Consider the following 15,004-nt stretch of genomic DNA (forward strand, 5'->3'; position numbering starts at 1 on the left):
ACTGGTGGGGGGGTGGGGGGGGGGGGGGGTGGGGTGGGGGGGGGGGGGGGGGGGGGGGCACCCCGGGGGGGGGGGGGGGGCGCCCCCCCCCGGGGGGGGGGGGGGGTCCGGCCGGCCGGACCCCCGCCGAAAATCAGCTCGTGGGGAAGTCGTCCGGGGTGCTGATCCGGCTCTTGAGCAGCGCGCCGGACTCGGTCAGCACGCCGCTGCCGCTGTAGTCGGTGCCGGAGCAGGTGCCGGGCCGGAACGCCGCGCTGCCCTCGTCGGCGTCGGAGTAGGTCCAGTTCGCGTAGCTGATCTTCAGCTGGTCGAGCAGGTCCAGCCAGGCGATGCTGCTCGCCCGGTCCACCGCTCCGCCGCCGGTGGCGCTCACCGTGCCGAACTCGGAGACGAACAGCGGCAGTCGGGAGGCCGCCCGGCTCACCGTGGCACGGTAGGTGTCCTTGTGGCTCGCGGCGTAGAAGTGGAACGCGTACATGATGTTGGTGGCGTCGACGGGGTTCGCGACGACCTCGCTCTCGCTGGAGCCGTCCGAGACACCCAGCGAGGACCAGCCGCGGGTGCCGACGATGACGACGGCGTCCGGGTCGGCGGCCCGGATCACCGGGATGACCTGCTCGGCGTAGCTCTTGATGCCCGCCCAGCTCACGCCGTTGGGCTCGTTGGCGATCTCGTAGATCACGTTGTTCTTGCCGGCGTTGCGGGCGGCGACGGAGGCGAAGAACGTCTTCGCGCGGTCGAGGTTGAAGTTCGGGTCGCCCGGCGTGAGGGTGTGGAAGTCGATCACGGCGTACATGCCACGGGCCTCGGCCATGTCGACGAGGCCGTTCACGCGACGGGTGAAGCCCGCGGGGTCGGTCTCGTAACCGTCCTCCTGCACGTACATGGAGATGCGCAGCAGGTCCGACCGCCAGTCGTTCGCGAGTGCGTCCAGGGACGCGTCGGTGTAGCACTGGCTGAACCACTGGATGCCGTGGGTGCTCATGCCGCGCAGCTGGATGGGGCGGTCGTACTGGTTGCAGAGGTGGACGCCGCAGACGTGCAGCTGTCCGTTGATGTCCACGGGGGTGCCGTCGCCCGGGGTGGGCGGGGGTTCCTCGACGGAGCCCGTGCAGGCGACGCCGTTGAGCGTGAACGTCGCGGGCTCCGGGTTGGCGCCCGTGAAGGAGCCGGTGAATCCCAGGTCGGCGGTGGCGCCGGTGGCCAGTGTGCGGTTCCAGTCGGCAGCGGCGGCGGTGACCGTGGAGCCGGACTGCGACCAGGTGGCGTTCCAGCCCTGGACGAGCTTCTGACCGGCGTCCGGCAGGGTGAATCCGAGCGTCCATCCGGAGACGGGGTCGCCCAGGTTGGTGATCCTCACTCCGGCCTGGAAGCCGCCCTGCCACTGGCTGGCCACCGTGTAGTCGACCCGGCAGCCGGTGGCGGCCGCCGCCTGCGGACCGGACAGTGCCGTGAGGCCCAGGACCGTCGCACAGGTCGCCAGTAAGGCCAAAAAGCGTTTCACAGCGTTCCTCCTCGTGCGGTGCGAACTCGTGCGATGACTCGCGTCGCGCGAGCATGGCGTGGCGCAACGCGATGGGAGCGCTCCCAAAGCCCATCGGCCCGTGACCGTACACCGACAAACCGACGCGCGATAGCCATGTGACGGCCGAAGAATGCCGCGGCGCGGGTGACCGCCGCTCACAGGGAGGCGTCCGGCCCCGTCGACGCGAACGGTGGCGCACGTCACACCTCCCCCCTGTCACAGGGAGCGGACCTCCGGCATCTCGTGTTCGAACCAGCTCAACACCGCGAACGACCACAAGTGAGGACGAAACCATGGATACCCGATTCAACCTGTTCGAGAACGAGCTCGCCGCCAGGTTCGCCAAGCGGTTCGCCGGCGCGGCCCTGGTGATCCAGGACTCGCCGCTGCCGAAGTCCACGCAGGAGCTGGTGTCGCTGCGCGCCAGCCAGATCAACGGCTGCGGCCACTGCGTCGACATGCACGTCAAGGAGGCGGCGGCCGCCGGTGAGAGCGCGGTCCGGCTCCATCTGGTCGCCGCCTGGCGCGAGTCCACCGTGTTCACCGAGGCCGAGCGGGCGGCCCTGGCCCTCGCCGAGGAGGGCACCCGTCTCGCCGACGCCTCCGAGGGCGTCTCCGACGAGACCTGGGCCCGGGTGCGCAAGCACTACGACGACGACCAGACCGCCGCGCTGGTCACCCTGGTCGCCCTGATCAACGCGGCCAACCGGCTCGCGGTGATCACCCACCAGAAGGGCGGCTCGTACGAGGCGGGCATGTTCGCGGCGTCGGTCAAGGGCTGACCGGAGGACTGACCGGAGGACGCCTCGTGCCGGTCCGGGGCCGCGTGCCCCGGACCGGCCGGTGGTCCGCTGTCCGCCCTGCCGGGGGCCCGTCCGTCAGATCGGGAAGTGCGCGTGCCCCCTGACCTGCGCCGTGACCCAGCGGGTGTCGGTGAAGGCCTCGGCGCCGGCCTGGCCGCCGAAGCGGCCGTAGCCGGAGCTCTTCACGCCGCCGAAGGGGGCCTGCGGTTCGTCGGCGATGGACTGGTCGTTGACGTGGACGATGCCGGTGCGCAGCCGCCCGGCGACCGCCAGGCCCTCGGCCAGGTTCTCGGTGATGACGCCCGCGGTGAGCCCGTAGGGGGTGTCGTTGGCGAGCGCGACGGCCTCGTCGGTTCCGTCGACGACGTGGACCACGGTCGCCGGGCCGAAGATCTCGTCGTAGTAGATCTTCATGTCCTCGGTGACCCCGGTGAGGACGACCGGGCGGATCAGGGTGCCCGGTTCCTCGATCTCGCCGGTGCCCGCGACCAGTTCGGCGCCCTGGGAGACCGCGTCCGCGATCAGCGCCGAGACCCGGCGGGCGGCGGCCTCGTTCACGACCGGGCCGACGGCCGTCGCCGGGTCGCCCGGGTCGCCGCAGGGCAGGGCCCGGACGCGGGCGGCGAACTTGGCGGTGAACTCGTCGGCGACCGAGCGGTGGACGATGACCCGGTCCACGCACATGCAGATCTGGCCCGCGTTCATGAAGGAGCCGAAGACCGCGGCGTCCACCGCGTAGTCGACGTCCGCGTCCTCCAGTACCAGCAGGGGGTTCTTGCCGCCGAGTTCGAGGACGGCGGGCTTGAGGTGCCGGGCGGCCTGGACGCCGATGGTGCGGCCGGTCTCCGTGGAGCCGGTGAAGTTGACCATCCGTACCCGTGGGTCGGAGATCAGCGCGGAGACCACCTCGGCGGCGTCGGCGCGGTCGTTGGTGACGACGTTGAGCACGCCCGCGGGCAGTCCCGCCTCGTGCAGGACGTCGGAGATGAGCAGGCCGCAGGCGATCGGCGCGTCCTCGCTGGGCTTCATCACCACGGTGTTGCCCATCGCGATCGGCAGCGCCACCGCGCGGACACCGAGGATGACCGGCGCGTTCCACGGCGAGATCGCGGCGATCACCCCCTTGGGCACCCGCGTCTGCGTGGAGAGAACGCCGTCGGCGTCGGTGGCGAGGATGTGGCCGGTCGGGCGGCTGACCTCGGCCGCCGCCTCCAGCAGGATGCCGGCGGCCAGGTGGGCGTTGAAGCCCGCCCAGGGAGCGACGCCGCCGACCTCCGCGGCCATCAGCCGTACGACCTCCTCGGTGCGCTCGGTCATCAGGTGCGCGGCGCGCAGGAGGATCCGGCGGCGTTCGGCCGGCTTGGTCGCCGCCCACGCCTCGAACGCGGCGTCGGCGGCGTCCACGGCACGGCGTACGTCGTCCGGGGTGCCCGCGGCGATCTCCGCGCAGACGGCGCCGGTCCAGGGGTTGGTGTCGGACGTGGTGCGGCCGGAGGAGGCGGGGACCTCCTGGCCGTTGATGATCAGTCCTCGGGAGACGGACACGAGATGCTCCTGTACGGGGAATGTGGGGCTCAGGCCTGGGCGGGCGAGGGTGCGGGGCCGGCGGTCCGGCGGGTGCGCAGGGCGCGGTGGGCGAGGCCGACGAGAGCCGGGGCGGCCACCGGCGCGATCATGTAGTTCCAGAAGTGCTCGTACGTCCCGGAGAGCAGGGCCGGTCCGAAGGCGCGCGCCGGGTTGATGCTCGCGCCGGTCACGGTGCCCAGGGTCGCGACGACCACGCCCACTCCGGTGCCGATGACCGCCGGGATCAGCGCCCCCAGGGCGGGTCTGGTCATCACCAGCGCCACCGTGGCGAAGACCGCGGCGAGCGCGGCGCCCTCGATGAGGAACAGTTCGACCGTACCCGCCCCGGGTGCGGGGTGCACGGCCCCGTGTCCGACCCGGCGCGCGGCATCGCCCCACACCAGCCCGGCCAGTGCGGTACCGGCCGCGGATCCGGCGAGCTGCGCGGTGACGTACGGGAGGACGGCGCGGGAGGGGAAGAGGCCGCTCGACCACAGGAAGACGGTGACGCCGGGGTGCATGTGGCCCCCGGATCCGCGGCCGGACGGCGAGTACATCAGGCCCGCGATGAGCGCGGCGACCGCGACTCCCGCGACGGCGAACAGGGTGTCCGGGTCGCCGATCGCCAGCGGCGAGCCGGGGTGTGCCAGCCGGCGGATCAGGCTCACCACGGCGAAGAGAAGCACCGTGGTCAGCGCGAACTCGTACGCGCTGTGCCGGACGAGATCCGCGCGACTCCGGGCGGAAGTGCTCATGGGAGTCCTCATCAGGGGCGGGGTCAGTGGCGAGGCGGAGGCGGCCCGGCGGGACGCGTCCCGCACCACACCGGACTACCATTTTTTCGCTCAGTGAACTTACTTTCATTGACCGAGTGCGCTGAGTGTGGGCGATCGCCGAGACGGCTGTCAATGGCCGGTAGCGTTCTCCTTGAGACGAGTACGGCCGCACGCGCCGGGAAGCCGACATACGGGAGGAAGTGCCATGGCGCCGGGCGTTTCGAGGACGGCACCGCAGGCACCGGCGACCCCCGCGTCGGCCGACTCCCCCGCGGAAGCCGCCGGCCCTCTGGAGCGCGGGCTGGCCGTGCTGCGGATCGTCGCGGACGCCCCCCACTCCGTGCGCCCGAGCGATCTGGCCCGCGCGACCGGCCTGGCACGCTCCACCGTCGACCGGATCGCCGCGACCCTGACCCACCTCGGCCATCTGCGCGCCGTGGGACGCGACCTCGTGCCGGCCCCGCGCCTGATGGAGTTCGGCAACGCCTACCTGCACGCGAGCGGCCTGTCCCAGGCGCTGCGGCCGAGCCTCGACCGGCTGGCCCGCGCCCTCGACGAGTCGGTCTCGGCGATCGTCCTCGACGGCTGCGACGCACGCATCGTCGGCAAGGCCGTCCCGCCCGGCCGGATGATCCCCCTGGGTTTCCGCGTCGGCGACCTGCTGCCCGCCGAGCGCTGCGCGGCCGGTGCCGTACTCGCCGCCGGCTGGGGGCCCGACACGTACGAGGCGTGGCGGGCCCGCCGCGCCGCCGACCCCCTGGACGAGACCTTCCCGGCCGTCCCCGCGCGCCGCACCGCTCCCGCCTCCGAGCGGACGGAGGCCGACTTCGCCGCCTGGACCGCGGCGGCCGGCGCGGACGGCTGGGCACTGGACGACCAGTTGGTCGCCCCGGGCCTGGTCGCACTGGCGGTCCCGGTACGCGACCCCGGCGGCCGGCCCGTCTGCGCGATCAGCGTGCTCGCGCACACCAGCCGCCACAGCGGCGAGGAACTGCGCGCACACGCGCTGGCCGCGATGGAGGAGGAGGCCCGGCACATCGCGGACGCGTTGTACGGCGCCTCGCCGGAAGCCACGGCACCGCCCCCCGCCCCCGCCTACGCCGACGCCAAGCCGGAACTGGGACCGTCCTTCCTCCAGGCACTGGCCAGGGGCCTCGCCGTCCTGACCGCGCTCGGCCGGCAGCGCGGCGGCCTCACCCTCGCCGAGGCCGCCGAGGCCTCCGGCCTCTCGTACCCCAGCACCCGCCGCAACCTCCTGACGCTCCGCCAACTGGGTTACGTGGAACAGCTCGGCCGCCGCTTCCTGCCCTCCCCGCGCGTCCTGGAACTCGGCTACGCCCGGCTGTCCACCCTCACCCTCGCCGACATCGCCCAGCCCCATCTGACCGAACTGGCAGGGCAGGTACGGGAGTCGGCATCACTGGCGGTCCTCGACGGCACCGAGGTCCACTACGTGGCCCGCGCCGCCGCCCAGCAGATCACCAGCGCCCGGATCATGCCCGGCACACGACTGCCCGCGTACGCCACCTCCATGGGCCGGGTCCTCCTCGCGGACCTGCCCGAGGCGGACCGGCGGGAACGGATCGCCGCCTCGCACCCCCGGTCCCTGACCCCGCACACGCTCACCTCACCCGAGGCGCTCGCCGCCGCCCTGGACCGGGTCGCCGGTGAACAACACGCCCTGGTCGAGCAGGAGTTGGAGGTGGGACTGCGCTCCCTGGCCGTACCGGTCCGGGACCGGAGCGGACAGGCCGTCGCAGCCGTGAACATCGCCCTGCACGCCGGCCCCGAGCCGCCCGAGCACACCCGGGACACCCTCCTGCCCCCACTGCGCGCCTGCGCGGCCCGCATCGAGTCGGACCTGGCGGTCGCGTTCACCGACGGTCCCATACGGACGGGCTGACCGCTCCGCGCGGTCCGTCCTCACGCCGGCCGCAACGGCGCTGAATCCTTTTCCGCCTCGGCCGCCTCTTATCCGTGAACCGGCCGAGCGGGCCGACGGACACCAGGAGGAACGAAGCATGACGATCGCGATCATCGCAGTGGCCGGTGTACTGCTGGTCTGCGTGTGCGGCGTGACGTTGCTCAAGCGGAGGAACCGGAGCCGTGGCTGATCCACGCCGGTCACGACCGCAGATCACCGGACACGAGCAGGACACATGAGCCGGAGTTCCCCCTGGCCCGACGAGCGGCTGGTCAAGGCCGCCCAGGACGGCAGCATCAGCTCGCTGACCGCTGTGATCGTGGAGTCGCAGCCCCATGTGCGCAGGTTCGCGCTGTCACTGTGCGCCACACCGCAGGACGCCGAGGACGCGGCTCAGGAAGCACTGATCATCCTCTACCGGAAGATCGGCACGCTCCGCGCATCCGGCGCCCTGGCCTCCTGGATGTTCCGCATCGTGCGCAACGAATGCCTGCGGCACCTACGGCTGCTCACCTCCGCCTCCGTCGCCGAAGAGGCCGGCAGCGAGCCGGCGCCCTCCGCGGAGACCTCGGTGCTGCGGCGGCTGGACGCCGAGCGGATCGCCGTCGCGATCAGCGGTCTCCCCCGCGACCAGCGGCAGGTGCTGATCATGAGAGACGTCCAGGGGTATCCGGGCCGTCTCGTCGCGCAGTCGCTCGGCCTGAGCAACGCGGCCATGAAATCGAGGCTCCACCGGGCCCGGGCCGCTCTGCGGCAAGCCCTGACGGCCGATGAAGCAGCCGAAGGAGAGACACCACCATGAAGACCGTCGAGACCGGCGAACCCGTCCGCGCGGAGGCGGACTTCGCCAGCGCCTCCGTCCCCCAGCACCTGCTGCGCGGTGTTCTGGGCTTCGGCCTGATCATCGGCTCGATCGCCCTGGTGCCCTTCGCCGGCCCCGCCACCCTGCTGGCCGCACCCCTGGGCCTGGTCGCCCTCCGCGGCTGCCCGGCCTGCTGGATGATCGGCCTGGCGCAGACCGTCTCCCGCGGCCGTCTGGAACGCAACTGCACGGACGGCGTCTGCACCCTGACGAAGGCGGGCGGCACTGGTCCGCCCCGGGTCTGATGGAGTCGGGTTGCCGGAGAACTGATCCAGCGGCATCCGGAGGCCGCCGTACCCCGCAGCTGTCCGCCCGAGTTCCGCCGCCTGGTTCAGACCGGTCGCCCGTGCCGTGTCACAAACCCGTGCCGTGTCGCGGAGGTGATGACGGAGGAAACAACGGCGGTCATGACGAGGCTGCCGATCATGACCATCCCCACGCCGACCATGAAGAGGCCGCTGGCGTCGTCCGACCAGTCCAGGAAGGCGGCAGCGGTCAGGCCGGCCGTGGTACCGACCACCGCGCCCGCGCCGTGGTTCCGGAACGCCGCCCAGCACACCGGCACCAGCAGGGTCAATACCAGCCCGATCACCTGCCACGCCTCGTACGGACCGGTCGACGAGCCGTCGGGGTGCACGTCACGGTGTTGGTCCCAGCCCAGCCACACGGCCCACATCACCGACGCCGTCACGGCCGGCACGAGGGCCGACGCCAACCAGGGAAGCAGTTTCACAAGTCCTTGACGCATGCCCCGATCCTCCCGCCGCACGCCGCCGTCGGACAGCGCTCACGTACTCAGATCCGTCCGAGTACGTGAGCCGGGGAGACGGACCACCTGAAGTTCCCCCAAGTCCTGGTAGTTAGCGTTTCCGCTGGTCATGCAAGGGGGAGCTTCAGCCGATCGATTCGGATTCGCGCCGGACATTACGAGACAGGGCACGATGGCGGCGGAACACGCAGCCAGGACGTGAGGGTCTCACCGGTGACGCACGGTCATGCACCGAACAAGGTGCCCTGGCCGCTCGGTTGACGGTCCGCTCCCCGCCAGGGCGCCCGTGCGAGGACGAGGCCCCTCACCTCGTTGGCGCCCGCCTCACGCAGCAGTCGGGCGACGGCCTGCATCTGCTGACCGGTGGTGAACAGGTCGTCGAAGAGCAGGACGGTGTGGTCCCGTACCCGGTGCTCGATCCGGATGGCCTGGGCGTGCGCCCTCGCGGCGAGGCGCTTGGCCTCCCGGTTACTGCCGGCCGAGCGCTCGGTGTCGGTGGGTTTGACCAGTACCGGTGACGCGGGGAAGGGCCAGCGGCCTGCCGTGTCCTCGATGGCGGCGGCCTTCAGGATCTCCTCGACGTGCCGGATCGGAGTGCGGCCCGTCCACGTGGGGTTGCCGACGATCAGATCGACACCGGTCATCCGGTCCGGGCTGCGTTCCATCCAGCCGACGATCAGACGGCCGAAAATGGTGGCCCATCCCCAGGCCCCGTCGTACTTGAGACGCGCACCGCGTTCTCCAGGTCGCCCGAGAACATCGCGACGGCGTCGACTCGGCTGAATCCCCGCTCGTTCTCCGGCAGTTCACATAAGCCGTTGGAGCAGCGACGCCCCGCGCCGACCGCCTGACTGCACACCGCGCAGTGGGCCTCCGGGACTGGTTCGAGGGAGCGCGCCGCGCAGCCGGCGCATATGGAGGCGCTGCCGCCCAGGTAGTACGGGCACCGGCTACTCCGTGTTACTTGTTCGAAGGAAACAAGGGCATCCGCCCGTGGTGTGATGCCGTCGGTATGGGTCGCCTGACCCGACCTTTCGAATCGAACAATCAATAGCTTGTGTGTTCTATTTTGAGGGCATCCTACTGGCGGGCCGCCGTGCCCCACCAGACGCACTCGGCCCAGACCGTCTTGCCGCCCGGCTGGTACGGCTCGCAGCCCCAGGCATCCGCGAGCGTGGCGACGAGGAGCAGGCCCCGCCCGGACTCGTCACCCGCATCGACGTCCGGGGCCGCGGTCACGGGCAGGCGGTCGCCTCGCGCGTCGGCGACTTCGATCCGGAGGGTGGCGGACGTCAGGGCTAGGGCGAGGCGCGCGTTCCTGCCCCGCACCCGGCCGTGCCGGGCGGCGTTCGCGGTCAGCTCCGCGATGAGGAGGGACGCCGTGGCAGCACTGTCGTCGCCGGCATGGGCCCCCGGCCACTCCTGCTGTCCGGCGAGCCAGCGCTCGGCGGCACGGCGCGCGACGTGCGCACCGTGCGCCGTGGTGGGGAACAGGGTGTGGAAGTGACGTGCGACGACGTTCGGTTCACCGGGTGCGGTGACGGCTTCCTGGTTCACCTCACCCAGGGTGACCGAGTCGCCCTACCGTGGGGAGCACCGCGGACGGTACGCGGGGTGACCGTCCCGGTGCCGACGGTGTGGTGTACGGGCACGACGTGGCCGATTCACCCTCATCCCGTTGACGTCGGCAAGAGCGGTGTGGGGAGAGGACTGATGCCGGGTTCGAAGCGGTCGCGGATGTAGATTCGGGTGCGCTGTGGCGTGTAATCGTGCACATAAACACTGACACAATGCTTGTCGGACAAGCCATACATGTCAGAGATTTCCTGTTCCTCTGTAGCCTCGGAGGAGCCAGGACAGACGTAGCCGTAGCGCATGCCATCCTTGAGCGTCTCAGGTTCCGGGAGCCCGAAGTGCGCGAAGTCGTGGGGGGCGGCGTCGGTCTGTGCGGAGGTCGGTTCCAGCCACTTCTTCTCCGGCGAGTGCTGCTTCAGATAGGCCTCCGCCTCCGACCTGGTCAGGGTGAAGGTGAGGATGCCCGTGTCGAAGCGGGAGGTGACCTTGTAGGCGGCCTGCGGGGACCGGGCCGTGGCCGGGATGTCGAGGTCCAGCTGCTCGCTCATCCACTCCGGTGTGATCCCCTCGGCCCACCGCACGTCCGCCGCTTCCTCGCCCAGGCGGTCACCGGGTCCGGTGCCGTCCGGTGCGCTGAGGAGCCAGCCCGCCGTGACCACGGCGCCCGACAGGACCAGCACACCCGCTGCCACGCCGGCGACGAGCCACGGGCGGCGACCGCCGCCGCCCTCGACGCCGCTCGCGTCTTCCTCGGGTGCTTGGAAGGGATTCACGACGCTCACCGGCCATCCGCCCTTCCCGTCGGCATGCCGGTCGCACGGTCCTGTTGCTGTTCCCGGCCGGGGTTCAAGCGTCCGTCCCTGCTGTCGTCGGGACCCGGTAGCGGGTCGCCGTTGGGTTTCGAGGAGCCGAGGTCGTAGTGGTGGACGCTGCTACTGCCCGCCATGTCGAACTCCTGGGCGAAACCTACCCGGTGCAGCTTGGCCATCTGCCCGTCGGGGATCTCCAGCGGACCGATGTCGACACCCTTGCCCTCGTCCCAGTTGTACCGGTCCCAGACGTTCGCCTGGTAGTCGACCCCGATCCTGGGGTTGCCGTTCGCGTCCGGAACAGCGGTCACCACACCGGTGACGTTGGTGTTGGCGCCGCCCACCGCGTAGAACCAGTTGGAGTTGTCCTCCTGCGCGAAGTAGAAGCCCTCGGGATGCTTCACCTCGACCGGGAAGGCGACCGGTTTCCCACCGTTCTTCCTGAACTCATCGAGAGCCTGCCTGCGCCAGTCGTTCTGGTTCAGCCGAACCGTCTCGTCGACGTACGCCTTGAAGGAGGGGACGTCCGCCATCATCTTGTCGACAGGCAGGTTCATGGGGCTGCCGCTGTTCCCCAGGTAGTGGGCCATGTGGCGGGACGCGTCCGTCATGCCCTTCCAGTCGGCACCCTCCGTCAGCAGTTCCATCTTCTGCTTGGTGGTCCACTCGTCGAAGCCCGGCGACTCGGACCCGTGCTTCCCCGAGCCTGCGTCCGCCGCGATCTGCGGCATGGTGGGGCTCAGGATGCCCGCCGCCATCAGGTCGTCCTTCTGCGCCTGCCAGAGCCGTGCCCGTGCCTCGGGACTCAGGGACTCCCACAGGCGACGCAGCTCGGCCCGCTGCTCCGGGTTCGCGTCTCCGCCGAGCCCGGCCAGTTCCTTCGCGCGCGGCAACTGCTCCTCGTCGAGGGACGTGTACGTGGCGTGGCCCGCGTTGTGCGGGTCGCTGCCGTGACTCTTGCGCAGCGCGCGTACGGCCGCCGCGTCGACCTCGGCGGCGTGCTGGACGATCCCCGTGAGGGTGTCCGCGTACCACTGCATGCGGTCCTTGGCGCGCTGGTCGGGGCCTTCGGGGGTGCACATCGCCTCCGTGACGCGGACCGTCCCGTCCGGGCCGTCGAGGACGAGGAGCCCCGGGTCCGGCGGATTCCGGTCCGGGTCGCCCTTACGCGCATCGTCCGTGAGAACTCGCGCCCGCTCCTGACAGTAGGTCAGCTCGGCGTGGGCGTCGGTGAGGACGTTGGCGATGCTCTCGGCCTCCGCCTGCAGGTCCGTGAACTCCTTGGCCGTCTTGCGCACGAACTCCTTGGTCACACCGGCGTTGACGCCCTTCCAGCGGGCTCCGTCCGACTTCTTCGTCAGGCCGTCCCGCACGTCGGTCGCGAGGTCGGCCAGTTCGCCGGCCATCGTCACCCAGTCGGACGCGGCCGTCCCCAGCTTGGCGAGGTCCAGGGCCATGAGGTCCGAGTACGAGAAACCACCCATGGCACTTCCTACTTGAAGTAGTCGTTCAGCACCGAGACGGGCAACGTCCCCGTACGGCTGCGGACCTCGGCGGCTATCTTGGCGTCCTCCCGCGCATACAGCTTCTTGCTGTAGTCGAGGTGGTTGGAGATGTGCGCGCAGGCCTGCAGGACGTGCCTCACCTGCGAGGTCCAGACCTCGACGGTCGACTCCAGTTCCGAACCGAGCCCGAGATCGTGGCTCTTGAGCTCGGCGGCCGCCCGCATGGTGGACCCGGATCCGTTCTTGTCCGCGCCCACCCCGGCGATGTCCGCTCTCTTCTTCAGCTCGCCGTGGAGGACGAACGCCTCATGACCGACGGCCCCGAGATCGTCCTGGTACACCACGAGGTCCAGGTCGCCGGCGCCTCCCGGTCCGGTCTGGTTCAGCTGCATCCGGGCGGCCTGGCCCTCCGATGCCGCGGCCTTGGACCTCTCCCACTCTTCCCAGACCACTCCGCTCCCCCGTTCCTCGCCCCGCTGTGGCGGGCTCCACTGCAACCGCCAGCCGCCGCTCGCGCAAACTTACCAACTCCCTTCACCTGCTCGACGATTGGTTTTGCCTCGCTTCCGATCGGCCCTGTTGCGCCGTGAGCCGGCACCCGGCGGCATGGCGTGCGGTGCGCACGCCAGACACCGTGGTGGAGAGCAGGGTGCGGAAGCGAGCCACGAGCGCTGTGGGTTCACCAGGTGCGGTGACGGTTCCCTGGTTCACCCCACCAGGAGTGACGGAGTCGTCCTACCGTGGGGAGCACCGCGGGCGACACGGAGGGTGACTGCCCCGGTGCGGACGGTGCAGTGTACGGGTGTACGGGCGTGACGCGGCCGTGCCGCCGCCGGTTCGTTCTCGGTACAAGGAACAGGGTGGTGGTACGGGATGGCGGCACAGCCGGGTGCGGGGGTTCCCACAAGCGGCGATACGGACGGCACGGACGAGGTCGCGGACCTGTTCCGGGCTCTCGGCCGACAGATCAAGGTGGCCCGGGAGCGGGCGGGACTGAGTCAGAAGGAGCTGGGCGACCGGCTCGGGTACGGGGAGGAGACGATCTCCTCGGTCGAGCGGGCGCGGCGAACGCCTCAGCCGGAGCTGCTGGTCGCGGTGGACACGTTGCTGGAGTGCGGGGGCCTGCTGGCCTCCGCGGCGGAGGATGTGGAACGGGCGAAGACTCGGCGGAGGGTGCGGCACCCGGAGTGGTTCCGGGATTATGCGCGGTTGGAGCAGGAGGCGGTGGAACTGCACGACTACAGTTCGCTCGTCCTTCCGGGGCTCCTCCAGACGGAAGCTCACGCGAACGTGGTGTTCCGAACGCGTCAGCCCTTCCTGGACGAGGCAACCATCGAGCAGCGCGTGGCCGCACGGCTGGATCGCCAGCAGATCTTCGACCGCTGGCCTCCGCCGTTCACGACCTTCACCATCGAGGAATCCGTCTTGCGCCGCCCGCTCGGCGGGTGGGACGTTCATCGTGAACAACTGGAAGCCCTGCTGAGGTTCGGCAGGCTACGCAGTGTGGAGCTCCAGGTGCTGCCGATGGAGCGCAAGGAACACCCCAGCCTGGGCGGGCCGTTCATCCTGCTCACCCCGAAGGGCAAGCCACAGGTGGCATACCTGGAGGTCCAGCACATCAGCCGCCTGATCACAGACCCGGACGAGGTACGTATCCTTGCCGCACGCTACGGCAGCATCAGGGCACAGGCACTCACGCCAGAAGAATCACTGACCTTGATCAAAAAGATGCTGGGAGACCGATGAACACTGAACAGCCCGCACGGCTGGACTGGTTCAAGAGCAGCTACAGCAGCGGCGAAGGAGGGGCGTGCGTTGAAGTCGCCTCCGATATGACCGCCATACATGTACGGGACTCCAAGGAACGCGGCGGACCCCAGCTCGCGTTCGCGCGGAGCGCATGGTCCGGGTTCCTCGCGGATCTCGGACGCGGCCGGATCTGACGCGTGGCGCGGCCCCTCCCCGGACCCCGGGGAGGGTGACCGTGCCCGCCCAGGCGATGGGGCTCGCAGCCCCACGCATCCGCGAGCGTGGCAACGAGGAGCAGGCCTCGGCCGGTGGCTTTGTTCACGAGAACGGGTTCTGGTCCACTTTCCGTGGAGGCTCACGGATCGTGATGTCAGCGGTGTGTGGTGGGATGGCCGGACTCTGCCGTTGATCTACTGGGAGACCGTCGTGACGTCTTCGTACCCGTCCCTGACTCGTGCCTTGGCCGAGGCTTTGGTCGATGTCCTGTGGTTCATCGATGGCATTGAAGACGAGCAGATGGATCAGGACGACGCGGTCAAGGTCATGGAGGGCGTCGCCCACGTGGTCAGCACGCTGCCGAGTGATCAGCAGCAGGAGCTGATCACCCTGCTCGGGGAGATGGCAGCTGCCGAGACCAACCCCGCTCGCCGTGAGTTCCTGGAGGAGTTCCCGGAGGGCTTCGGGCTCATCGACGATCTGTCCTGAAGGGTCTCAGCTTGCCGTGCAAGGCCGGCACCAAACCGTGCCGCGGCGGTTGATCCTCCACCCAGACTCGTCACCGTGAACTCGACGATGTTGGATAGGCGGCATGGTGAGACGCGAGAAGGAGAAGAAGAAGAAGAAGAAGCGGCCCGCCTGGGACATTCCGAAGGGGATCTTCCTGTTTGCGACGCCGGAAGGCTGGCGCACCAGCGTCCTCACCGAAAGCGGAAATCTCTGCGGACGGCTGGACGTCCCGATCAACACCGACCCGCAAGACGCGCGGGCTGCGGCGGCGGTGATGGTGACGGAACTCGCGCGCGACTTCCACGACACCGAGGTGGAGGTGAGCTGGGAGCCGCCCCAGGAACCTTGGTCATGGACCGCTCAGGTCACCCTCGCCGCCGAAAGCGACTCACCTTCGCCGGACGCCGAAGACTGA

Annotated in this window: 17 protein-coding genes; 8 read left to right on the forward strand and 9 right to left on the reverse strand. The window is 70.2% G+C overall.

Features of this window, described 5'->3' with window-relative positions:
- Positions 1–133: 133 nt before the first annotated feature.
- Positions 134–1,504: a cellulase family glycosylhydrolase gene (locus tag ACH5AO_RS00405; RefSeq protein ID WP_398920225.1), complete on the reverse strand. Its 1,371-nt coding sequence runs from the start codon at positions 1,502–1,504 to the stop codon at positions 134–136.
- Between the two features lie 314 nt (positions 1,505–1,818).
- On the opposite strand from ACH5AO_RS00405, the gene ACH5AO_RS00410 reads away from it, so the two are divergent.
- Positions 1,819–2,307: a carboxymuconolactone decarboxylase family protein gene (locus tag ACH5AO_RS00410; protein WP_398920227.1), complete on the forward strand. Its 489-nt coding sequence runs from the start codon at positions 1,819–1,821 to the stop codon at positions 2,305–2,307.
- Positions 2,308–2,403: 96 nt separating this feature from the next.
- Here ACH5AO_RS00410 and ACH5AO_RS00415 read toward each other — a convergent pair whose 3' ends face one another.
- Positions 2,404–3,873 (reverse strand): aldehyde dehydrogenase family protein, encoded by a 1,470-nt coding sequence (locus ACH5AO_RS00415; protein WP_398920229.1) that lies wholly within the window; start codon positions 3,871–3,873, stop codon positions 2,404–2,406.
- A gap of 29 nt (positions 3,874–3,902) precedes the next feature.
- Positions 3,903–4,649: an aquaporin gene (locus ACH5AO_RS00420; RefSeq protein ID WP_398920230.1), complete on the reverse strand. Its 747-nt coding sequence runs from the start codon at positions 4,647–4,649 to the stop codon at positions 3,903–3,905.
- 226 nt (positions 4,650–4,875) lie between these two features.
- Here ACH5AO_RS00420 and ACH5AO_RS00425 point away from each other — a divergent pair, with 226 nt between their 5' ends.
- The 3 genes from ACH5AO_RS00425 (at position 4,876) to ACH5AO_RS00435 (ending at position 7,701) form a co-directional block, all read left to right on the forward strand.
- Positions 4,876–6,573 carry an IclR family transcriptional regulator C-terminal domain-containing protein gene (locus tag ACH5AO_RS00425; RefSeq protein ID WP_398920232.1) on the forward strand — a complete coding sequence of 566 codons (1,698 nt, stop codon included), beginning with the start codon at positions 4,876–4,878 and terminating at the stop codon, positions 6,571–6,573.
- Positions 6,574–6,829: 256 nt separating this feature from the next.
- Positions 6,830–7,396 (forward strand): RNA polymerase sigma factor, encoded by a 567-nt coding sequence (locus tag ACH5AO_RS00430; RefSeq protein ID WP_398920234.1) that lies wholly within the window; start codon positions 6,830–6,832, stop codon positions 7,394–7,396.
- A complete protein-coding gene (locus ACH5AO_RS00435) occupies positions 7,393–7,701 on the forward strand; it encodes a hypothetical protein (protein ID WP_398920236.1) in 309 nt (102 codons plus the stop codon). The genes ACH5AO_RS00430 and ACH5AO_RS00435 overlap by 4 nt, the downstream gene beginning before the upstream one ends.
- Before the next feature lie 86 nt (positions 7,702–7,787).
- On the opposite strand, the gene ACH5AO_RS00440 is transcribed toward ACH5AO_RS00435, so the two are convergent.
- The 6 genes from ACH5AO_RS00440 to ACH5AO_RS00465 form a co-directional block, all read right to left on the reverse strand.
- Complete coding sequence (locus ACH5AO_RS00440) at positions 7,788–8,204, reverse strand: hypothetical protein (protein WP_398920237.1); 417 nt, start codon at positions 8,202–8,204, stop codon at positions 7,788–7,790.
- 245 nt (positions 8,205–8,449) lie between these two features.
- A complete protein-coding gene (locus ACH5AO_RS00445) occupies positions 8,450–8,890 on the reverse strand; it encodes a ComF family protein (protein ID WP_398920239.1) in 441 nt (146 codons plus the stop codon).
- A 415-nt stretch (positions 8,891–9,305) separates the two neighbouring features.
- Positions 9,306–9,782: an ATP-binding protein gene (locus ACH5AO_RS00450; RefSeq protein ID WP_398920240.1), complete on the reverse strand. Its 477-nt coding sequence runs from the start codon at positions 9,780–9,782 to the stop codon at positions 9,306–9,308.
- A 113-nt stretch (positions 9,783–9,895) separates the two neighbouring features.
- The gene (locus ACH5AO_RS00455) at positions 9,896–10,582 is read right to left on the reverse strand and encodes a hypothetical protein (protein WP_398920242.1); all 687 of its coding nucleotides are present in this window, start codon (positions 10,580–10,582) and stop codon (positions 9,896–9,898) included.
- Positions 10,579–12,093: a hypothetical protein gene (locus tag ACH5AO_RS00460; protein ID WP_398920244.1), complete on the reverse strand. Its 1,515-nt coding sequence runs from the start codon at positions 12,091–12,093 to the stop codon at positions 10,579–10,581. Before ACH5AO_RS00460 ends, ACH5AO_RS00455 begins: the two co-directional genes overlap by 4 nt.
- An 8-nt stretch (positions 12,094–12,101) precedes the next feature.
- A complete protein-coding gene (locus ACH5AO_RS00465) occupies positions 12,102–12,566 on the reverse strand; it encodes a hypothetical protein (RefSeq protein ID WP_398920246.1) in 465 nt (154 codons plus the stop codon).
- 421 nt (positions 12,567–12,987) lie between these two features.
- On the opposite strand from ACH5AO_RS00465, the gene ACH5AO_RS00470 reads away from it, so the two are divergent.
- From ACH5AO_RS00470 to ACH5AO_RS00485, 4 genes are all read left to right on the forward strand, one after another.
- Positions 12,988–13,860 (forward strand): Scr1 family TA system antitoxin-like transcriptional regulator, encoded by an 873-nt coding sequence (locus tag ACH5AO_RS00470; protein WP_398920248.1) that lies wholly within the window; start codon positions 12,988–12,990, stop codon positions 13,858–13,860.
- Positions 13,857–14,057 (forward strand): DUF397 domain-containing protein, encoded by a 201-nt coding sequence (locus ACH5AO_RS00475; RefSeq protein WP_398920249.1) that lies wholly within the window; start codon positions 13,857–13,859, stop codon positions 14,055–14,057. Before ACH5AO_RS00470 ends, ACH5AO_RS00475 begins: the two co-directional genes overlap by 4 nt.
- A 322-nt stretch (positions 14,058–14,379) precedes the next feature.
- Positions 14,380–14,568: a hypothetical protein gene (locus ACH5AO_RS00480; RefSeq protein WP_355566395.1), complete on the forward strand. Its 189-nt coding sequence runs from the start codon at positions 14,380–14,382 to the stop codon at positions 14,566–14,568.
- 103 nt (positions 14,569–14,671) lie between these two features.
- Positions 14,672–15,004 (forward strand): hypothetical protein, encoded by a 333-nt coding sequence (locus ACH5AO_RS00485; protein ID WP_398920252.1) that lies wholly within the window; start codon positions 14,672–14,674, stop codon positions 15,002–15,004.

It is taken from the genome of Streptomyces sp. NPDC018964 (genome assembly GCF_044390325.1).
In the GTDB taxonomy this organism is placed as follows: Bacteria; Actinomycetota; Actinomycetes; order Streptomycetales; family Streptomycetaceae; genus Streptomyces.